General features: G+C 60.7%; 16 protein-coding genes and 1 pseudogene. 10 read left to right on the forward strand and 7 right to left on the reverse strand.

The window, feature by feature from the left end; all coding sequences use genetic code 11:
• Positions 1 to 408: 408 nt before the first annotated feature.
• From C474_RS06425 to C474_RS06440, 4 genes are all read right to left on the reverse strand, one after another.
• A complete protein-coding gene (locus tag C474_RS06425) occupies positions 409 to 2844 on the reverse strand; it encodes an amino acid permease (RefSeq protein ID WP_049916769.1) in 2436 nt (811 codons plus the stop codon).
• 418 nt (positions 2845 to 3262) lie between these two features.
• The gene (locus C474_RS06430; RefSeq protein WP_008385082.1) at positions 3263 to 3481 is read right to left on the reverse strand and encodes a hypothetical protein; all 219 of its coding nucleotides are present in this window, start codon (positions 3479 to 3481) and stop codon (positions 3263 to 3265) included.
• On the reverse strand, positions 3478 to 5016 hold the full coding sequence (locus C474_RS06435; protein WP_008385085.1) for a TrkH family potassium uptake protein: 1539 nt from the start codon (positions 5014 to 5016) through the stop codon (positions 3478 to 3480). The genes C474_RS06430 and C474_RS06435 overlap by 4 nt, the downstream gene beginning before the upstream one ends.
• 18 nt (positions 5017 to 5034) lie before the next feature.
• The gene (locus tag C474_RS06440) at positions 5035 to 5727 is read right to left on the reverse strand and encodes a potassium channel family protein (protein ID WP_008385086.1); all 693 of its coding nucleotides are present in this window, start codon (positions 5725 to 5727) and stop codon (positions 5035 to 5037) included.
• Positions 5728 to 5855: 128 nt separating this feature from the next.
• Between C474_RS06440 and C474_RS21270 the strand changes: the two genes are divergently transcribed.
• Entirely contained in the window at positions 5856 to 6227 is a 372-nt protein-coding gene (locus C474_RS21270; RefSeq protein WP_083861961.1) for a hypothetical protein, read from the forward strand.
• An 86-nt stretch (positions 6228 to 6313) separates the two neighbouring features.
• Here the strand turns inward: C474_RS21270 and C474_RS23020 are convergent, their stop codons facing one another.
• Positions 6314 to 6781: a TrkA C-terminal domain-containing protein gene (locus C474_RS23020; RefSeq protein ID WP_239640385.1), complete on the reverse strand. Its 468-nt coding sequence runs from the start codon at positions 6779 to 6781 to the stop codon at positions 6314 to 6316.
• Between the two features lie 73 nt (positions 6782 to 6854).
• On the reverse strand, positions 6855 to 7064 hold the full coding sequence (locus C474_RS23025) for an AsnC family transcriptional regulator (RefSeq protein ID WP_239640386.1): 210 nt from the start codon (positions 7062 to 7064) through the stop codon (positions 6855 to 6857).
• Between the two features lie 696 nt (positions 7065 to 7760).
• On the opposite strand from C474_RS23025, the gene C474_RS06460 reads away from it, so the two are divergent.
• The 5 genes and pseudogenes from C474_RS06460 (at position 7761) to C474_RS06475 (ending at position 12388) form a co-directional block, all read left to right on the forward strand.
• Positions 7761 to 8444 carry a potassium channel family protein gene (locus tag C474_RS06460; RefSeq protein ID WP_008385094.1) on the forward strand — a complete coding sequence of 228 codons (684 nt, stop codon included), beginning with the start codon at positions 7761 to 7763 and terminating at the stop codon, positions 8442 to 8444.
• Positions 8445 to 8484: 40 nt separating this feature from the next.
• The gene (locus C474_RS06465; RefSeq protein WP_008385096.1) at positions 8485 to 10167 is read left to right on the forward strand and encodes a TrkH family potassium uptake protein; all 1683 of its coding nucleotides are present in this window, start codon (positions 8485 to 8487) and stop codon (positions 10165 to 10167) included.
• 299 nt (positions 10168 to 10466) lie between these two features.
• Positions 10467 to 10676 (forward strand): annotated as a pseudogene (locus tag C474_RS23500) (amino acid permease); the annotation flags it as partial.
• Positions 10672 to 10911, forward strand: a complete 240-nt coding sequence (locus C474_RS22515) for a hypothetical protein (RefSeq protein ID WP_169330560.1) — start codon at positions 10672 to 10674, stop codon at positions 10909 to 10911. The pseudogene C474_RS23500 and the gene C474_RS22515, both read left to right, overlap by 5 nt.
• A 550-nt stretch (positions 10912 to 11461) precedes the next feature.
• Positions 11462 to 12388 carry a M78 family metallopeptidase domain-containing protein gene (locus C474_RS06475; protein WP_008385100.1) on the forward strand — a complete coding sequence of 309 codons (927 nt, stop codon included), beginning with the start codon at positions 11462 to 11464 and terminating at the stop codon, positions 12386 to 12388.
• A gap of 281 nt (positions 12389 to 12669) precedes the next feature.
• On the opposite strand, the gene C474_RS06480 is transcribed toward C474_RS06475, so the two are convergent.
• The gene (locus C474_RS06480; RefSeq protein ID WP_083861962.1) at positions 12670 to 13029 is read right to left on the reverse strand and encodes a winged helix-turn-helix transcriptional regulator; all 360 of its coding nucleotides are present in this window, start codon (positions 13027 to 13029) and stop codon (positions 12670 to 12672) included.
• Positions 13030 to 13107: 78 nt separating this feature from the next.
• On the opposite strand from C474_RS06480, the gene C474_RS06485 reads away from it, so the two are divergent.
• The 4 genes from C474_RS06485 to C474_RS06500 all read left to right on the forward strand — a co-directional run bounded on the left by C474_RS06485 (position 13108) and on the right by C474_RS06500 (position 17783).
• Positions 13108 to 14445: a dihydrolipoyl dehydrogenase family protein gene (locus C474_RS06485; RefSeq protein ID WP_008385107.1), complete on the forward strand. Its 1338-nt coding sequence runs from the start codon at positions 13108 to 13110 to the stop codon at positions 14443 to 14445.
• A 142-nt stretch (positions 14446 to 14587) separates the two neighbouring features.
• Entirely contained in the window at positions 14588 to 15682 is a 1095-nt protein-coding gene (locus C474_RS06490) for a hypothetical protein (RefSeq protein WP_008385108.1), read from the forward strand.
• On the forward strand, positions 15679 to 16614 hold the full coding sequence (locus C474_RS06495) for a 2-isopropylmalate synthase (RefSeq protein WP_008385110.1): 936 nt from the start codon (positions 15679 to 15681) through the stop codon (positions 16612 to 16614). The genes C474_RS06490 and C474_RS06495 overlap by 4 nt, the downstream gene beginning before the upstream one ends.
• Positions 16611 to 17783, forward strand: a complete 1173-nt coding sequence (locus C474_RS06500) for a helix-hairpin-helix domain-containing protein (RefSeq protein ID WP_152421612.1) — start codon at positions 16611 to 16613, stop codon at positions 17781 to 17783. Before C474_RS06495 ends, C474_RS06500 begins: the two co-directional genes overlap by 4 nt.
• The last annotated feature ends 316 nt before the right edge of the window (positions 17784 to 18099 follow it).

Genomic DNA, 18099 nt, shown 5'->3' on the forward strand with positions numbered 1-18099 from the left:
TCCCCGCCCTACTCGCTCGGCTTCGCCTCGCTCCTTGAGGACGGAGACTTAGCGCCCTCTCTTTCAGCTAATTCGGGGGGAGAATCCTCCGTTCTTTTTCGTCCTGGTGTCCGTTCCCGTCGGTTCACAGCCGGTCTGTTCGGGGACGGACCCGAAGACGAGGCGGCTGAGCAGTCCTCGGACCGCGCCGTCGGCGACGAGGTCATCGTCACCTTGCAATCGGCGATAGTACGAATCTGTCCCTGCGCTGTTCTTCGTATCGAGTCCGTACTCTTGAGTTCGGCGACCGTCGCAGCGAACTCAGAGTACCGTCTCGCTCTCGGAGGTGGTCGATTGGTATCGAACCAGCAGTTCCACGCTGCTCGGGCTTGCGAACGGACTTGGAGCCTCGAAAGGCTGTAGAGCGATCTATAGCAGACCGCCGAGCTTCGAGGTGAGTCCGATGTTCTTCTTCGCCATGATGACCGTTCCGTCGGAACCCCAACCGATTTTCTCCGGCACGGAGCCGAAGACGAACTGGTTGAGTATCCCCTCTCGAGTCGCCCCGACCATGACAATATCGTAGCCGCCGGTCTGCGCGTTGATGGTGTCGACTACGCTGTCTCCCTCGAGTATCTCGGTGTCGACGGAGAGATCGTCGATCTCTGCCGCGGCTTCGTCGAGTATTTTCTGGGCTTCCTTCCGGTCGGTATCACTCGCTCCGGGATCAACGACGTGGACGATGTCGATATGGCTACCGTGTTGGTCGCCGATGTCGTCGGCGAGGCCGGCGGCGAACTTGGAATGTTCTCCGCCCGCGACGGGGAGGAGTATATCGTCGGCTTCGCCGGTGGCGTCGGGACCGATGCGCTCGACGAGCACGTCTGCATCGGCGTCGGTCGCGACGGTATCCACGACGCTGCCGAGTACGATGTCGCGGCGCTGACTCTTGCGCTGACCTTCCCAGCCCATCAGCACCATCTCGCTGTCGTACTGGTCGACGGTGTTGAGGATGGCGTTGGAGACCTTGTGCCCGACGCGGACAGTACCGTTCACGGGCACGTCGGCGTCGTGGGCAACCTTCATCGCCTCGTTCACGACCTCGCGTTCCTCATCGACGTACTTTCGGCCCTCCGACGGCGGCGTCTGCTGGGGGACCGTCACGACGCTCATCACTCTGAGCACCCCGTCGTTCTCCTTCGCGATGTCGATCGCAGTCCGCATCAGCTGCTTGACGTTGTCGGTATGACCGATAGGAACGAGGATTTCGTTCTCAGCGGTCGTCGGCTCGCTCTCTTCGATAACTGTGGGCGTCTCCTCTTCGATCTTCTTTTCCTCTTGCTGGACGGAGTAGCCGTAGTAGATCACGAGGCCGAGGATCATCCAGACCGCCGAGGTGACGAGCGCCACGAGACCGTGGTTGCTGGTCCCAATGCCGATCGCTTCGAGACCTAGCGTATAGATAAGGAACGGCGTGAGCAGGAACTGGAGTACGATGCCGATCAGCGGCGGCCACGGCATGTACGGTATCGTGTAGGTACGGGGCAGGTCGGGGTGCGTCTGACGCATCTTGACGACGGTCCAGTTGACCTGTATGAACAGCAGGATGAACATGATGTCCGCCGCGGCGGCTACCGACTCGATGGGCAGCACCACCGCCATGGCGACGATGAGCGCCGCCGAGATCCAGATGGCGAACGAGGGCGTTTTCTGACGGTCGGAGATACTGCCGAAGATGGCCGGGAGCGCGCGATCCCGACCCATGGCGAACGACACCCGACTCGAGGAGTACACCGTGGCGTTCAGCGCGCTCATGGTCGCCGCGAGACCCGCGAACAGCAGGAGCGGCACGCCGTAGGGGACGAACTGTCCCGCCGCTTGGATGATACCCATCTCGCCGAGGGCGCCCATAATCTCCCATGTGGCGACGTTCTGCTGACCGCCCAGACCCGCCATTGAAATGAGGTTTTGCGTCACATTGATACCGCCGATAGAGGCGAACGCGACGAGAATGTAGATGGGAACGACGACCGCCATCGAGTAGAAAACTGCTTTCGGGATGTTCTTACCTGGGTTGACGACTTCTTCACCGGACTGGACGATGATCTCGTAGCCCTCGAACGCGATGTAAGTGAACCCCATCGCGCCCACGACGCCGAAGAAGCCGTTGGGCATGAACGTGGGGTTGCTCACGAACTTCTGAGCCCAGTTGGGGTTGTTGAGCGTCGCCATGATACCGAAGCCGATGTAGAGACCGAGGACGACCACCTTGATCCCGGTGACGATGATGCCGATGGTCCCTGTTTCCTCGGCACCTCGGTAGTTAATGAATGCGAAGAGGCAGACCATCGCCACGGCGGCGAGTTTCTCCAAGTTGTGGAGTCCAAGGAGTCCCATTCCGAGCAGCGAGAAGTGGCCGCCGCCCGCACCGGGGGCAGGTAAGTATCCGGCGTAGTGAATGAGTTCGATCAGGAACGCACCGAAGGTGACCGCGTAGAGCGAACACGCGACGGCGTGTGCGAACCAACTCATCCACCCTGCGTAGAACCCGTTGGGTGGCATGAGCGCTTCCTTCACCCAAAGATAGCCGCCACCAGCCTCGGGGAACGCTGCACCAAGTTCCGCGTACGACACGGCGGTGAACATCGCGACTATTCCGTTGAGTAGGAAGGCGAGTGTGAGTGCCGGTCCTGCCAGTCCAGCGGCGAAACCGGTCAGTGCGAAAACACCCGCGCCGATCATGGCACCAACGCCGATGAACGTGACGTCCGCTAAACTCATGTCCCGAGACAAGTCGGTGTCGACGTCTCCACCATTATCTGTGGTGGAGCCCCCAGCACCCTCTCTCGAGCCGTTATCTGCCATATTTGGTTCCTTGCACGGACTATTGAAAAATTAATTGGCCGAGGGATAATTGAGGAATAAGTAATCCTAGAACACATATATCGGCAATCGAGAGCACGATCGAACTTTGGGTCCGCGGTAGTCTATTGGTGCGTTTCGAACGAAACCGAACTCAGACGAGCGGAGTCGATGCTCCACAACCTCATCGAGACGACGACCTACCCATTCGAGAGACACGTCGCTTGGTAATCCGTCGAGGAATTTCTCGGCGAAAAGAGCAGTCGGTACGATCTCGTGTTCCTCGGAGCGAGCACCGACAGGAGTCCGGCATCCCGGTTCCTCTCCCGCCCGACCTTCGAACGGGTTCAAGAATGCGACAGCGACCTCGCCATCGTTCATCGCGGGAGCTTTTCCTGACCGACTGCGGTTCTTTTGCGCGCTACACGCCAGAATCCGTACGCCGAAGACCCTTGAACAGCGTGTAGCCGACGAAGGCGAGGAGATACCCTCCGGCGAGCGCGGTGGTCACGACCGACCGTCCGAGTAACGCGACGAGAACCACGAGCAACGGACCGACGACCAAGAGCAAGTCGAACACTCGATCGTCTGCGCCGGTTCGGATTATCTCCCGGACGAGCGGAACGTCTTCTGGTTTCACCGGTACATCCCTCCTCGAATGAACGCCGCTCGGATCAGGACGATGACGGGGATTATCTCGAGCCGGCCGATCCACATGTTGAACAGGAACATCACCTTCGTCACGGTCGGCATCGACGGACCCGTGATTCCCGACGAGAGTCCGACGTTCCCCTGCGCCGACGCCACCTCGAAGACGACGTTTGCGAGCGTGAATCGCTCCGGAAGTGCCGCGAGGAGAACGAACACGCCGAGACCGAGGAAGATGACCCACAAAAACGAGATGATTGCGGCCTCGGTGAACTCCCGATTGGCCTCGGTCTCCGTCATGTCCCGACCGTTCAGTTTGAAGTGACGAATCGCTGAATCGGGATAGAAGACGTCACTGATACGGAACGCGGTGCCCTTCACGAGCGTAAGTGCGCGGACGAGTTTGATCCCTCCCACAGTCGATCCCGCCGCACCACCGACGACCATACCGAGTGAGACGGTGAGTTGCGCTTCGGCGGGCCAGCGCTGACCGAGCGACCCCGCCGTCTGGAAACCCGTACAGGACGCGGCGGAGACGAACTGAAAGACTCCGTACCGGAGTGCCTCGAACGCCGAATCGTACGTATTGTTCGCGAGTAGCATTCCCCACAGCGCGACGGTTCCGAGCGCAAAGAACCCGAACACCCACCGCGTCTGCAAGTCGGCGTAGAGGTTTCGCAACTCCCCGTTGAGCATGAGGTAGTGGATGGGAAAGGCGATGCTCCCCAGAATCATCACGGGCAGGAGCGCGAAATCGATGACAGCGCTGTCGTAGGTGGCGATGCTGTTGTCGGTGATAGAGAATCCGCCGGTCGCCAGTCCCGTCATCGCGTGATTGATGGCGTCCCACAGGGGCATCCCGGCGAGCCAGAGAACGAAGATGGAGACGAACGTGAACAACAGAAATATCCACCAGATAGTCCGTACCGTAGAGACTATACTCGGGTGTATCTTCTCCGAACGGGCCTCCGACTCATAGAGCGTGAGCGACCCGCTTCCCTGCCGTGAGAGAATCGCCGTCGTGAGCACGATGACGCCGACGCCGCCGACCCACTCGGTGAACGACCGCCACCACTGCAGCGTCGCCGGGAGGACCGACTCGTCGTCGGTCATCGTCAGCCCGGTTCCGGAAAATCCGCTCATCGACTCGAAAACTGCGTTCAACGGATTTCGGAATGCTGCTAGCGTCGCCGTGTCGACCGACGGCGGAACGGCGAGAACGGTGGGATCGAGAGACGCCGTCCACGCGATGAAGAGAAACGGAAGCGCTCCGAACAGCGCGACGGAGAACCATCCAGCCGCGGCGATCATCATCCCGTGTAGCTTCCCCGGTTCGGGGGCGTCGGCGAAGTACGTCGAGAGTCCTCGACCGATGAGGAAGGGGAGCACGCCCGCCAACAGTAACGACGGTATCGCCCAGAACTCGCGCCAGATGAGCGGCACGAGAGTCGAGAACAGAACCATCCCCGCGAGGGCTTGTAACATCCTGCCGAGGTCGCGTGCGATGGTCTGTAGGGTCGTGTTCATGATTGGGGATTCAACCACTCAGGATAGTTCTGTGTGATCTTCGTAGTGACCGAATATGTCGGTCACGTCCGGTGTCGCGCCTCGAGCGGAGTAGACCGTAACTATGTCTCCCACGTGGATCACCGTATTTCCTCGCGGGGTAATCGGGCCGTCTGCGTCCTCGCGTGCGATAGCGACGACGAGGGTATCGTCGGGGAGTAAGCCTTCCTCCGCCGCTTCGGAGAGACGTCTGTCGACGATCGGCGCTGACTCGGTGACTTCGATCTCGAACACCTCGGCCTGGTCGCCGACGCGCATGTAGTCGACGATAGTGGGGCGCTGGACTGCACGGAAGAGGTGGTCGGCGATGAGGCGAGAGGGGTTCTCCATCGTGTTGACGCCGATACGGCGGAAGATGTCCATATGCTCGGGGTTGTGGACCACCGAGACGATCGATGGAATGTTGAGTTCCTTAGCGAGCAGCGAGATCATGATATTCGTCGCGTCCTGGTCGGTCGTCGAGATGATCGCATCGGCGCGGTCGGCACCGGCGTCCTGCAGCGTCTCTTTGATGGTCGCGTCGTCGTGGATGACGAGACAGTCGAACTCGCTGGCGACAGCTTCCGCCTTCTCGCGGTCGCGTTCGACGACGACGACCTCGTTTCCCGCGGTACTGGCAATGTGAATGAGCGGCGTCCCGATGTCGCCGGCCCCGACGATGATGAGATACATAGCCTTGGTTTCTGAATCGTTTTTTAAAACCCTGCCGTTTTGCTTATTGCACAGAGATAGGATCCATGATTACGTCTGGAGTAATTCAGTGAGGGAGAGTTAAATAGGAGCGGCGATACCGACGTTGTATGGGAGACGGTTCCGTGGAGCGAGATTGGCCAACACTGAGCGAAGACCTCACCACCCAACTGGATGGCCTAACGGCGCAACAACTCCGTGAAGTCATTGAATACGCCCAGTGGCGACTTCGCGAGATGCACCAACCCGTCTCCAGGCAGATCGAGGCAGGACCCGGCGAAGAAATACTCTCCGTCGAGGATCGACCGGAGTACACGAAAGTCGTGAAACGTGAACCGTGCGGCGATGACTGTCCGGACTGCCCTCACGGTCCCTATCTCTACCATGTCTACGAGGAAATTCACCCAGATAGAGAGTCTTCGCTTCATTGGGTGTTCCTCGGTCGTCTTTACGAACCTCCCTCGAAGAACTCGCCGGACTAACCCGATCGATGCCATCTCGAGAGAACACACTCTCGAACCATCTCCGATAACCAGCAGTACTGAACGAGAGAAGTCAGTGATCAGCCCTACTGGAGGTCACCGCTGAACGCAGCAATCGTCTCTTCCGGAAAGCCGCCGCGTGCGAAGAGGGTAACGAGGTCGTCAGCCCGAATATGGGTGTTTCCCCGCGGTGTGATGATATTTTCGTCACGCTCCACCGATACGACGAGAACTTTCGGTGCGATGACGCTGCGTTCGTTCGCTTCTTGGAGAGTCATACCTTCGATTTTCGCGTCGTGAGTGACGCTTACTTCGACTACTTCTGCTCCCCCGGATAGAGACATGAAGTCGGCGATAGACTTCCTCCCCCGCCGTCCATCCGGGCCAAAAGTATGATTGGGTCGACACTCTTCGTGTTGGAGCAAGTGTTCGTCCTCGATTTCGAGGCCCAACTGAGAGATGTCTCGGGTGATCCGTGAGAGCTCCTGTGCGTCTTCGCCGACCGTGGTGATGTGGATGTTTCCGGTTCCGCACATGAGTTGTCGAACGCTCACAACACTGGGGATATCCGCAATTTGTTTCGTGATACGCTCTCGAACGCCGATATCGGCAGTGCCGACGACGAGATTAGCCAGTCGTCCTTCCGCCTGCTCGTAATCGATGTGTGCGTGATAGCTGCGGATGACGCCGTCCCCCCTCCAACTGATTGATACGGTTCCTAATCGTTCCTGCGGAGACGCTCGCCTCCTCGGCCACCATCGGGGCGGAGACGTTTCGTGCGTCGCGGGCGAGGTAGTAGAGGATGCGCTTGTCGACTTCGTCCAGTCGGTCGACCATACTGTCTTTTCGTTCACGACACCTGTGACATCCTCCCCACCCTACTCGCGCTTTCGGCGCTCGTTGAGGGTGGGGCTTCCCACGAAGTCGGTCTTCGCTGGTTTGGGAACCTCGGGTTTGTATCCCGTCGTAATACAGGGAGTGCCACGCCCCCGTTATCCCTATCCTCGTTGGATTCGGGAGTACCTGAGTTGTTTTCTGACGGTATCCACAGCGGGCGAACCGACGGAGATACCGTCGAACGACCGAGTGGAACTCCCGATACAGTCTCATTACATCGGGCGGATGGACCGCCTCGGTTGTATCACAGACGGGCTGTACCTCGGTGAATCTACCGATGACGGCGCTGTATCTCCACCCTGCTCGCTCCCTGCGGTCGCTCGCTGAGGATGGGGTCTTAGCGCCTGTTCAGCCAGATAACTGGACCGTCGTCGTAGAGTTGACCGATAGCCGCCGCAACTTGGACGTACACTCTCGCTCTGACGGGACGTTCGATGAGGACGAGTATCTGAGACAGGTCCTCGTCGATCTCCTCAAGTTCGGGAATCTACTTCCGTTTCTTCTCCGGCATCGATGTGTAAACTCGTGAGAAGTCGTGTTGAAAGAGTTCGGTGAAAGTCTCTTTCTATTTCGGATACTGTCATGGGGAATAGAAAGCGATGGCTTTTCACTCGCACCACCGGCAGGGGTAATCGAATGTACATCATCGTCGTCGGGGCGGGGAACATTGGTACCCCTCTCATCGAAATCGCAACGCGGGGCGGTAACGAGGTCGTCGTTATCGAACGCGACGAGGTGAAAGCCGAATCCGCCGCCAGCAATTTTGACTGTTTGGTTATCAACGACGACGCAACTGCGATGGGCACGCTTGAAGAGGCGGGCGCCGACCGCGCGGACGCGCTCATCTCGACCACCGATCAAGACGCGACGAACGTCATGGTCTGTTTGCTCGGCCAGGAACTGGAGATTCCGTCCATTGTCTCGGTCGTCCACGATGCAGAGCACATGGACCTCTTCCGACGAATCGGCGTCAATACGATGGAGAACCCCTCCCGACTCATCGCCGATCACCTCTACAGGGCAGTGAGGCGCCCCTCCATCATCGACTACATGCGCATCGGCGAACGGGCGGAGGTGTTCGAGATAATAGTTGACGAGGAGGCGTCCATCGTCGGGAAGACTATCGAAGAAGCGGCGTCAGAGGGGTTGCTGGGCGACGAAATGCTCATCGTCGCCGTCGAACGCGAGGATTCGAAGAATCCGATCACGCCCCGCGGGAACACGCGAGTGGAGGCCGGCGACCTCCTGACGGTGTACTCCGCCGAGGGTGCGACCCCGGACGTGACCGACGTCTTCGGCCACTTCGAGGATCACGAATGAGACGGCCGGACCGTCCCGACGAACCGTCGAACGGAGAAATATGAGACGACCGACCGTAGACGGATGGTCCGCGGATCTGGCGACGATCTCCCGCGACATCGGGTCGCTCCTCGCGATGGAATCGGCGCTCATGGGGTTCTCGGTGCTCGTCGCACTCCTCTTCGGCGAGTGGTACCCCGCGGCGGGGTTCCTTCTCGCGGGCGTGATCACCGCATCCGTCGGTCTTTCCGCCCGGCTGCGGTTCGAGGACGCGCCGGCCCCGCAGATGAAACACGGGATGATCATCGCCGCGGCAGGCTGGTTCTCCGTCGCCGTCTTTGGATCGATTCCGTTGATATTGGCCGCGCACCTGACGCCGCCGTCAGTGATGGCGACGTACGTCCCCGCCGACGTCGACACGACGGGGTGGGAGGCGATCGCAGTCGGTAGCACGACGACGGTTTCGAGCCTCGCGTACTTCCAGAACCCGCTGCACGCCCTGTTCGAGAGCATGAGCGGGTGGACAGGGAGCGGCCTGACGATGGCGATTCACGAACCATCGCTACCGCGTTCAATGCAGTGGTGGCGGTCGCTCATCCAGTACGTGGGGGGCGTCGGGGTGATCGTTCTCACGGTGTCGATTTTAGCGCGACCGGGCAGCGGGAGCTACGCGCTCTACCGCAGCGAAGCCCGCGAAGAGCGGATCCATCCGAGCGTTATCTCGACCGTCCGGACGGTGTGGAAGATTCTCCTCCTGTACACGGGGGTCTCGATACTCCTGCTTTTCGTTGCCATCTGGGCGAGCGACTACGGAAAGACGCTTCCGCTGTGGGAGGTCGGCTGGCAGGCGCTCAATCACGCGATGACCGGACTCACGACGGGCGGGTTCTCGGTCACCGACAACTCGATCGCGACGTACGACTCGCCGCTCATCGAGACGGCCCTGTTGCCGATCATGACGCTCGGTGCGATCGCCTTTACCGTCCACTACGGCGTGCTGTGGAACGACGAGGTCGACCTCCTGTACGAAGACCTCCAGACGCGCTGGCTGTTCGTCCTGCTCGCGATCGGTATCACTGTGCTGTCGGTACAGAACTTCGTCGCGACCCCGACGGAAGCGGACGCCTTCGTCGGAGACTGGTTCGGTCTCGCGGCGCTCTTCGGCGAACGCCACGTCGTCGTGTTCCGCGATTCGCTGTTTCAGTGGGTGAGCGCGCTGACGTGTACCGGATTCCAGTCGGCGCCGATCAACCGGTGGAGTTCGGGTGGCAAACTGATCGTCTCTGTGGCGATGACTCTCGGCGGCGCCGCCGGGAGCACCGTGGGAGGGATCAAGATCATCAGAGGATACACCATCAGTCGAGGCATCCGCTGGCAGTTCGCGCGCGTGTTCCTGCCGGCGAACGCGGTGGTAAACCTCGATATCGGCGACCGGCACCTCGACCGCGAGGAGATGGAACGGGAGTTCAGCGAGGCGGCGATCATCTCGCTGCTCTGGATATTCCTATTGATCGCTAGTAGCATCGTTCTCGTGAACCTCGCGGGACCGGAGTACGGCTACGCTGACGCCCTCTTCGAAATCGCCAGCGCGCAAGGCAACGTCGGACTCTCGTCGGGTATCACTGGTCCGTCGATGCATCCGTTCGCCGAAGCGATGTTCCTATTCAACATGTGGATCGGCCGCTTGGAGATCATTCCTGTGCTGGCGTTCATTCGGTCGATCCTCTACGGACTCGATCCGTGATTGATTATGGAAGAATCAAGCTGACGCCAGCGGCGAGAAGTCCGTAAGCAGCTAGTCGCCCACCGACCACACACCCTCTTCGACGAGTCACGGTTCCAAGCCATGCTCCAAAGACGAAGAGAGGTGTCACTCCAAGAACGAGAGCAATTACCGTCGCGAGAGCAGGAGAGAGCAACACCCCCTGGAAAGTGAACGAGGGCCATCGTAGACAACTGACTGAGAGCGGCCACGACTTCCGCTCGTCTTGCTTCCTCAGTGGTTCGTTGGATCTCTTGGAAACTCATGAACCCTGCCAGCGTATCATCTCGGTTGCGGCGCTCGCGTTCATCACGTTCTTCGGCTTCTCGGCGATCGCCGCCAGCGCCGGCGAAATCATCGAACCGCGGAAGGCGGTTCCGAAGGCGATCGCGGTCAGTATGATCACCGTGACCGTACTGTACACGTTCGTCATCATCGCGATGGTGAACGCGCCGGTTTCTGACAGCGTTCTGCAGGTGGGTGAGCTTGCTCGTCGAGACGACCCGGCTCGTGACGCTCGGCGCGAGTTCGGCCACCGCCGACCTCCTCACACGGCTCGGCAAGACCGGTCGGACGATCACAGGAGCGGATCCCGAGGATCTCCTCAAGCGGATCCGAACGGGGATTACCGAGGGCGAGCTCCCGGAATCGGACGGCTTTGACCCGGCGATCTCGGAGTTAGGGCCCCTCGTTGCGAACGCCAATCGGTTCGGAACCCATGACTAATGGAGGGCGGTTATCGGAGTGGCCACCAATCAAGATCGTCGCAACGAACTGGCCCACTAGGGTGACCGTCGTGGTCGACTGCGATCCGAAGAGAGGTGCGAGTGGGATGGTTATTTTCGACGACACGTAGGGAGAAGTATATACGCGTGGGTCGCCTCTATATTTCTGAGGGGCACCCCCCACATCCCCCACCCCCGATACGCCCCTCACTCTTCCTGTTGGCTAATTCTGCAGTAGATTTTAACCCGAGTCGCGGCAGCGATTACTCAGCACTCATTCAGGAGTAGGGTCATATTCTACTGTCTCGTGTCGCCAGCATCTGGCCATCGTGTTCTAGGCAATAGTCAGTGCTAAGGAGTACTTACTCCCGGTCCCGGTAGCGAGTATCGGAAAGCGACTGAGCCTCTGCTCCGCCGGATTCACTCACGAAACTGGATTCAACACCGTGGTCGAACCCCCGTGAGTTACACAGCTGTTGAAATGCTCTTTTTTTTGCGCCGTGAGAGGTGCGGCGCATTCTGGTCTGACAGAAAGCGTCGTGGTGAATTCAATGGCAACCAGTGACTCATCGGCCTCCTTCGAGGAGACCGACACGCGACACGACGAGATGCACAGTACGATCGAAGCATGGATCGATGACCTCGTTGACGATATCGATGCGGCGCAGGCCAGCGACGAGTTCCAAGAGTGGTTAGACGTCCAGAGTCGCTTCCACGACTATTCGCACCGAAATACGCTGCTCATCAAACGCCAGTGTCCTCAGGCAACGAAGGTCGCCGGCTACAACACGTGGCGGAACGACTTCGATCGGCACGTCCAAGAAGGCGAACAAGCGATCTGGATTTGGGCGCCGATCATCACCAAGCGATGTCCCGAGTGTGAGAACTCGCCCAGCTACCACGAGAATACTGATTGTGAGTACGACGAGACACCATCCGAAGAGTGGTCGAAAGGCCTCGTCGGATTCAAACCAGCACCAGTCTTCGACGTCTCCCAGACTGAGGGGGAACCGCTTCCCGAACTGGAGACCGCAGCGTTTGGCGATACTGAGGACCTGGTGCCAGCGCTCACAAGGGCAGCTGATGAGCTCGGTGTGACGGTCCGCATCGTCGACGCTGACGAGTGGGAATACGGCGACGCGAAAGGCGTCTGCAAGCAGCGAAGTTTCCACGATCTCACACCAGTCGTTGAGGTGAAAGCCCGTCCGAACCAAGCGGACCTTGCGGTCACGCTAATTCACGAGTACGCTCATACACTGCTTCATTTCGACCTTGATGACAAGGACAAACGGTCGAAACGTGAGGTCGAAGCTGAGGCCATCGCGTACATCGTCGGTCGGTATTTCGGACTCGATACAAGCGGGTCTGCATTCTATCTTGCCGCGTGGCAGGAAGATAACTCTCAAGAGATCCAAGATCGTCTCGGGTGGATCAGTTCGACCGCTCAAAGGATCATCGAAGCAGTAGCCGAGGGGTGAAATATAGATATAAAAACAAATTAGGCCCCACTAATTCTATTTTCTCGGGTTGTATTTGTATGTCTAACGAGAATGGATATATTTTCGGGATATAGATAATACTCAATGTATATTCAAGATGACGCTCAGTTAAAAATCCGAAAGAAGTTACAGAGATAGCGGACGGCTTCGGTTCTCTCAGCGTTAGCTCACGGATCGATACACACGTCCACCTCTCATAGCAACTATTCCCTTGAGTTCTCCTCCTCGACAGACATCTCAGCAGAGAGGCTTTGAGGAGACTAGTCGAGCGAACCGTCCGTCTCTGTCGCCCATTCGAGTAGCGGTTCGAGACGCCTGCGGACTTCGTGACCATTCTCTGTCAGCGCATACTCTACACGCGGTGGAATCTCATTATACTGCGTGCGTGAGATTAGTTCCGCTTCCTCGAACTCGTCCAACCGTTTTGAGATAGTTGAGGTACTCGCACTCGTAAGGTGAGCTTCGATTTCGGCGAAACGAAGGAAGTCGTGAGCACCGATGATGCTCACCAATTGCATCGCGTACTTCCGACTGAGCGTATCGATTACGCCCGTTAGCGGACAGTAGCACGTCCCGTCTACGTCGCACGTCGGCTCCGGTGAGGAAGTAGCGTCTGCCATTACTTTGAGGCCTCCAACCTACTCCATAGCTTTGGACTTCACAGTATAATAACTTCGTGTTGCAAACCATAGACAAACATGACGAATCTGCACTCGTATGACCTCGTGATTCTCGGCGGTGGCGCAGCGGCCTTCGCGGCTATCACGGAGGCCGACCGGCGGGGCCTCTCAACCGCGATGGTGAACACTGGACTGCCACTCGGCGGGACGTGCGTGAACGTCGGCTGTGTGCCGAGCAAGCACCTCCTCGAAGTAGCGAAAACGGCCTACGAGCCGCCGCACAACCCCTTCGACGCGGTCGAATACGACGATGACCAGCCCACCACGGACTGGGCTGCGGCCATCGACGAAAAGGACGAGATAGTCGCATCGCTGCGCGAACAGAACTACGTCGACGTGGCGGAACACTTCGACACGGACGTCTACGAGGGATACGGCCGCTTCGTCGATGATGCGACCATCGGAGTCGTTGAGGGCGCCGACGCCGGCACGACGATTACCGGAGAGAAAGCGCTCGTCGCGACCGGTAGTTCTCCGGATATCGCACCTATCCACGGCATCGACGCGGTGAGTTACGAAACCAGTGAGAGCATCCTCGACCGCCGCGACCTCCCTGAGAGCGTCGTGATGATTGGTGCCGGATACGTCGCGATGGAGTGGGGCCAGATCCTCCACCGCATGGGAGCGGACGTGACGATACTCCAACGGTCGAGCCACGTCTTGTCCAGTATGGAGGGGCTGCTCGGACGCGAACTCCGGCGGTGCTTCGAGGTAGAGGGAATCGCTGTCGAGACGGACGTGGACGTCCAGCGCGTCTCCGAGGGCAGCGAGACGGAAGAGGGTGTCACTGTTGAGGCCGCCGTCGACGGTATTTCGCGGACGTTTGCGACCAGCGACCTCTTCGTGGCCACTGGCGTCAGCCCGAACACCGACGATATCGGACTAGACGAAATCGGCGTCGAGACCGAGGTGTCGGGCGCAGTCGTCGTTGACGATGAGTTCCGGACGGCGAACCCCGACGTGTACGCCGCGGGCGACTGCATCGGAGAACCGATGCTGGAGACCGTCGCCGCCAAGGAGGGCAACCACGCAGTGAGGAACGCGTTCGGAGAGAAGAGCGCGACCGTCGACTACCACGTCGTCCCGAAGGTGGTGTTCACGAGCCCGGAGGTGGCCGCCGTCGGGACGACGGAACTCGAGTACATGGACGAACACGGAATCTGCACGTGCCGGACGGTGGAGATGGAGGATGTCCCGAAGGCGAAGGCCGTTGAAGACACTCGTGGGTTAGTGCAGGTCGTCAAACACCACGAGACCGACGAGATCGTCGGCGTCCACATGGTCGGGCCGCGGGCCGCCGACATAATTCCCGAGGCGACGCTGGCAGTCAAATTCGGTCTCGCCGTCGACACGTGAACGGTGGATGACTCGGCGTGTCGGGCCATCAGGTATCGCTCGTTACGACCGCTAGGCGCCCGCAGCCCCGGACTGTCCCTCAGAATCAACAGTCCGGTATTTATCAGATATGTTATTATACTATAGTGATGTTTGTTACCTGATGGCACTAACCGCGGGACAGGATCTGTACGCCTCAGTCGGCGAGGAGGGACTCAATCGGTTCGTTCGGCATCTGTTCCGTCAGCGTCCCTCTCTGTTCACCTTCGCAACGCCGGGCATCGCCGCGTACGCGGACGAGTTTCTCGATCCAGCGGTTCCGCTGTCGGGCGCACAGGTCGCGCGGAGCCAGCCCCGCGTCAGCGAACTGTCGAGGATTCCCGTGCTCGGGACAGACGGCCCCGTCGAACTGGAGTACTGCGTGCAGCTGACGGCTTTCGAGTTCGACTTCCATCCCGGCGACGAGTTCGAGCTCCCCGTGGGCGGAGAGCTGGAGGCACAGCAGTTCGGCGTGCACGCGGCGTTCGCCGTGGGGCTCGGCTGTCCAAAGGATGCTGCCCCAGATTTCAGACGACGGATCCGTGACCGGTCGATCTTCGAGGGAAATGTCCTGAGTGTCCTCCAGTCCCGAGGAGTCGAAACGCCCCCCGGTCAACGGTCGGTCGACCGCGGGGAGGCCATGGACGGATTGACGGGCGGACGCCCGCTCGCTGACGGCGGCCGAGCGTCGGGGTCGGCGTCGGTAGCGCGGTTCGGCTTCTTCCCCGCCGGACCGGGGCGGGACCGGTTCGGCGGCGGCGACCAGCGAGTCCTCGCCCCGCCGGACGTGGAGTTGATCAGGAAGCCGGACGTCACGATGCACCGCTTCGAGCTGCACGCGTTCCTCGTCGGCGGCGTCGACATCGGAACCGACGGGGACGAGGACGGAAACGGGGACGCGTTCGCGTTCGAACTTGACCACCTCGAACTCGGCGGGGGAGACGACGGCTCGGCGATCGATCTTCCGACCGGCCTGAAGAACAGCATCGAGTGCTACGTCGACCTCTACGTCAGGCACGTCGTCCTGCCGAGCGTCTCGGAGATGATCCAGAGCACCGTCGCGAGCGTCCTCGACAACGACCTCCTGAAGACGGAGCTCACGCCGGAGGATCCGACGGCCCGCTTCCCGGAGACGGATGCGATTCCCGACAACCCGAACCTCGCGGACGACCGGCTCGAAGTGTATGTCGACCTCGACATCACGGGAGACGGGCAGTGAGCCAGCTGACCGTCGCCGTCTCGGAGGACGGCCTGAACGAACAGCTGCAGGCTGTCCAGGAGAACGTCGCCGTCGAGATCGAGGGGACGTTCGGGGAGGGCGGGTTCGAGGTGGCGTACGAACTGGGCGTCAGACTGGAGGAGGGGACCGTCGAACTTCGGCCCGACCGGTTCGACCTGGACGAACTCGATGTCGTCTACGACCCGGTGCGCTTCGAGGTCCGGTTCGATATCCCGGAGCTGTGTACCCCGTCCGTCTGCATCCCCGGCTTCCTGGGCCTCGGCGAGACGTGCCTCCCCCAGATATGCTTGTTCGAGACCGACCCCGACCTCTCGTTCGTCCTGGACCTCGGTGGCATCGTAGAGTCGGAGGTGTCGGCACTGCTGGCGGCGCACGTCGAGTTCTTCGAGAACCCCGACCGGACGCCCGGGATGACCGACCTCGACGCGTACGACGACGACGTGCTGGACGCGTGGCACGTCGTGATCGAGCCGGTCACGTTCGACATCGACATCGTGGACTTGGCGGACACGGTCGGGAACGCTCTGGAAAAGCGACTGGGCGACGAGATCCAGTCCCTCATCGACGCGATCCCGGGCGCCTCGCAGGTGATTTCGGCCGCAGCCGTCTTCGACTTCCTCCGCGACACCTTCGACATCTTCGACGACCTCCAAGAGGCGATCCACGACGAGTTCGAGACGGGAGCCAGCCTCGGCGGGACGATCCTCTTCGAGCTGGCCGAGCAGTTCGCCCGCACGAAGCCCATCACCATCCCGACGCCGTTCCCCGCCGCGGAGGACGACCCCGAGACGGCGGCGGAGGAGGGTCGGGACGTCGTACTCGTGCCAGTGCTCCTCCCGCTGGAGCGCCCGCGGGTGGAGGTGACCGACGAGGAACTGATCGTTGGCCTGGACGTGGGGGTGGAACAGTGACGCTACGAGCCAACCGGCACGTCCTAGCAGCGACCCGTGTAGACAGCGGTGCGCTGACTCAGGTCGGCGTCGTGCTCCACCGGTTCGACGAACCCGGGACGTACCAGTGCCGGGTCTTTCGCGGCGAACGGCTCGCGGGCCGCTGCTTCGTCGTCGTCGACCCCGACGCCGGGGCCTCGGACGCGACCGTCGACCTCGCCGAGGTCGGACACGACGGCTCCACGCCGTCGACGGGCGCCATCGAGGCGGACGACCCGACGTACCGCGTTCACCCGAACGGGGTCGTCATCTTCCACGTCTCGCGCGGTCCGGGTAGTTACCACGTGGTCGCCAGCCGACCACGGGACGGCGGCGAGGGGTTCGAGACGGTGTTCGACAGCACCAGCCTCGGCACCGACGACGTCTTCCTCGCCCGACCGGTACGACCGGGCCGCTACACGGTGACGAACGCTCACTCGAACGCGGAGGGCGAACTGGTGGTGACCCGTCCCGAGGAAGGTGACCTCTTCACGCCGCGAGTGCCGGTGTCCGCGACGATCGGTGGTGCTGTCGACCCCGAACGCGTCGAGACGGTCGCCGCGCAGGGCGTCGCGTACCGCGTCGAGCGCCGCGCTCGCGTCGTCGTCGAACACGAGGCGGACCTCGAGTCCGACCGCGAGGACGAGAACCGGGAGCCAGTACGACCCCGTCCTCGGCCTCGTCCCGGCCGATCAATCGTCGGACGGCGGCCGTCCGACGACCGCTTCACGCTCGTCCACCCCGAGATCGGGGAGCGTTCGGACGCGATCCCGGTGGACGTGATCGAGTCGATCGGCGAGGCGAACGCTGGGGGGCTGGCGAGCGTGGGCGTCAGGTCGGTGGCCGACCTCGCCCGGATGAACCCTGCATCCGTCGCGCGTGCGATCGACGCGAGCCCCGAGCGGGCGAGCCGGCTCGTCGAGACGGCCCGGCTCGTGACGCTCGGCGCGAGTTCGACCACCGCCGACCTTCTCACACGGCTCGGCGAGACCGGTCGGACGATCGCGGGAGCGGATCCCGAGAATCTCCTCAAGCGGATCCGAACGGGGATTGCCGAGGGCGAGCTCCCGGAATCGGACGGCTTCGACCCGGCGATCTCGGAGTTGGGACCTCTCGTCGCGAACGCTAATCGGTTCGGAGTCCATGACTAATGGAGGGCGGTTATCAGAGTGGCCGCCAATCAGGATCGTCGCGACGAACTGGCCCGCTATCGTAATCAAGCTCGACTGCGATCCGAAGATAGGTGGAGGCGAGACAGTTAGACACGCCGACGTCCCCCGATTCGCCGATAGGTTTAGCCAACGATAGAGTCGAGAAGTTAACCAACAACGGGTAGGCGCGACGTCCCTGACGACCCGGAAGCCCGACGTGAGGAGCTACCTCCCCAAACGGAATCGAGTCTCACGACTACCTGAGCGACTGGCAGAGAATCAACGACGTGAGCGAAGGATCGAAGCCATCGTGCGA

It is taken from the genome of Halogeometricum pallidum JCM 14848, from assembly GCF_000337095.1.
Lineage (GTDB): Archaea > Halobacteriota > Halobacteria > Halobacteriales > Haloferacaceae > Halogeometricum > Halogeometricum pallidum.

Bases quoted from the DNA above. Each gene is read 5' to 3' on its own strand.
- C474_RS21270 (WP_083861961.1), top strand. From the start codon at position 5,856: ATGGGAGACGGTTCCGTGGAGCGAGATTGGCCAACACTGAGCGAAGAC.
- C474_RS06490 (WP_008385108.1), top strand. From the start codon at position 14,588: ATGGCACTAACCGCGGGACAGGATCTGTACGCCTCAGTCGGCGAGGAG.
- C474_RS06435 (WP_008385085.1), bottom strand. From the start codon at position 5,016: ATGAACACGACCCTACAGACCATCGCACGCGACCTCGGCAGGATGTTA.
- C474_RS06475 (WP_008385100.1), top strand. From the start codon at position 11,462: ATGGCAACCAGTGACTCATCGGCCTCCTTCGAGGAGACCGACACGCGA.
- C474_RS23025 (WP_239640386.1), bottom strand. From the start codon at position 7,064: ATGGTCGACCGACTGGACGAAGTCGACAAGCGCATCCTCTACTACCTC.
- C474_RS06480 (WP_083861962.1), bottom strand. From the start codon at position 13,029: ATGGCAGACGCTACTTCCTCACCGGAGCCGACGTGCGACGTAGACGGG.
- C474_RS06460 (WP_008385094.1), top strand. From the start codon at position 7,761: ATGTACATCATCGTCGTCGGGGCGGGGAACATTGGTACCCCTCTCATC.
- C474_RS06465 (WP_008385096.1), top strand. From the start codon at position 8,485: ATGAGACGACCGACCGTAGACGGATGGTCCGCGGATCTGGCGACGATC.
- C474_RS06485 (WP_008385107.1), top strand. From the start codon at position 13,108: ATGACGAATCTGCACTCGTATGACCTCGTGATTCTCGGCGGTGGCGCA.
- C474_RS06440 (WP_008385086.1), bottom strand. From the start codon at position 5,727: ATGTATCTCATCATCGTCGGGGCCGGCGACATCGGGACGCCGCTCATT.
- C474_RS06425 (WP_049916769.1), bottom strand. From the start codon at position 2,844: ATGGCAGATAACGGCTCGAGAGAGGGTGCTGGGGGCTCCACCACAGAT.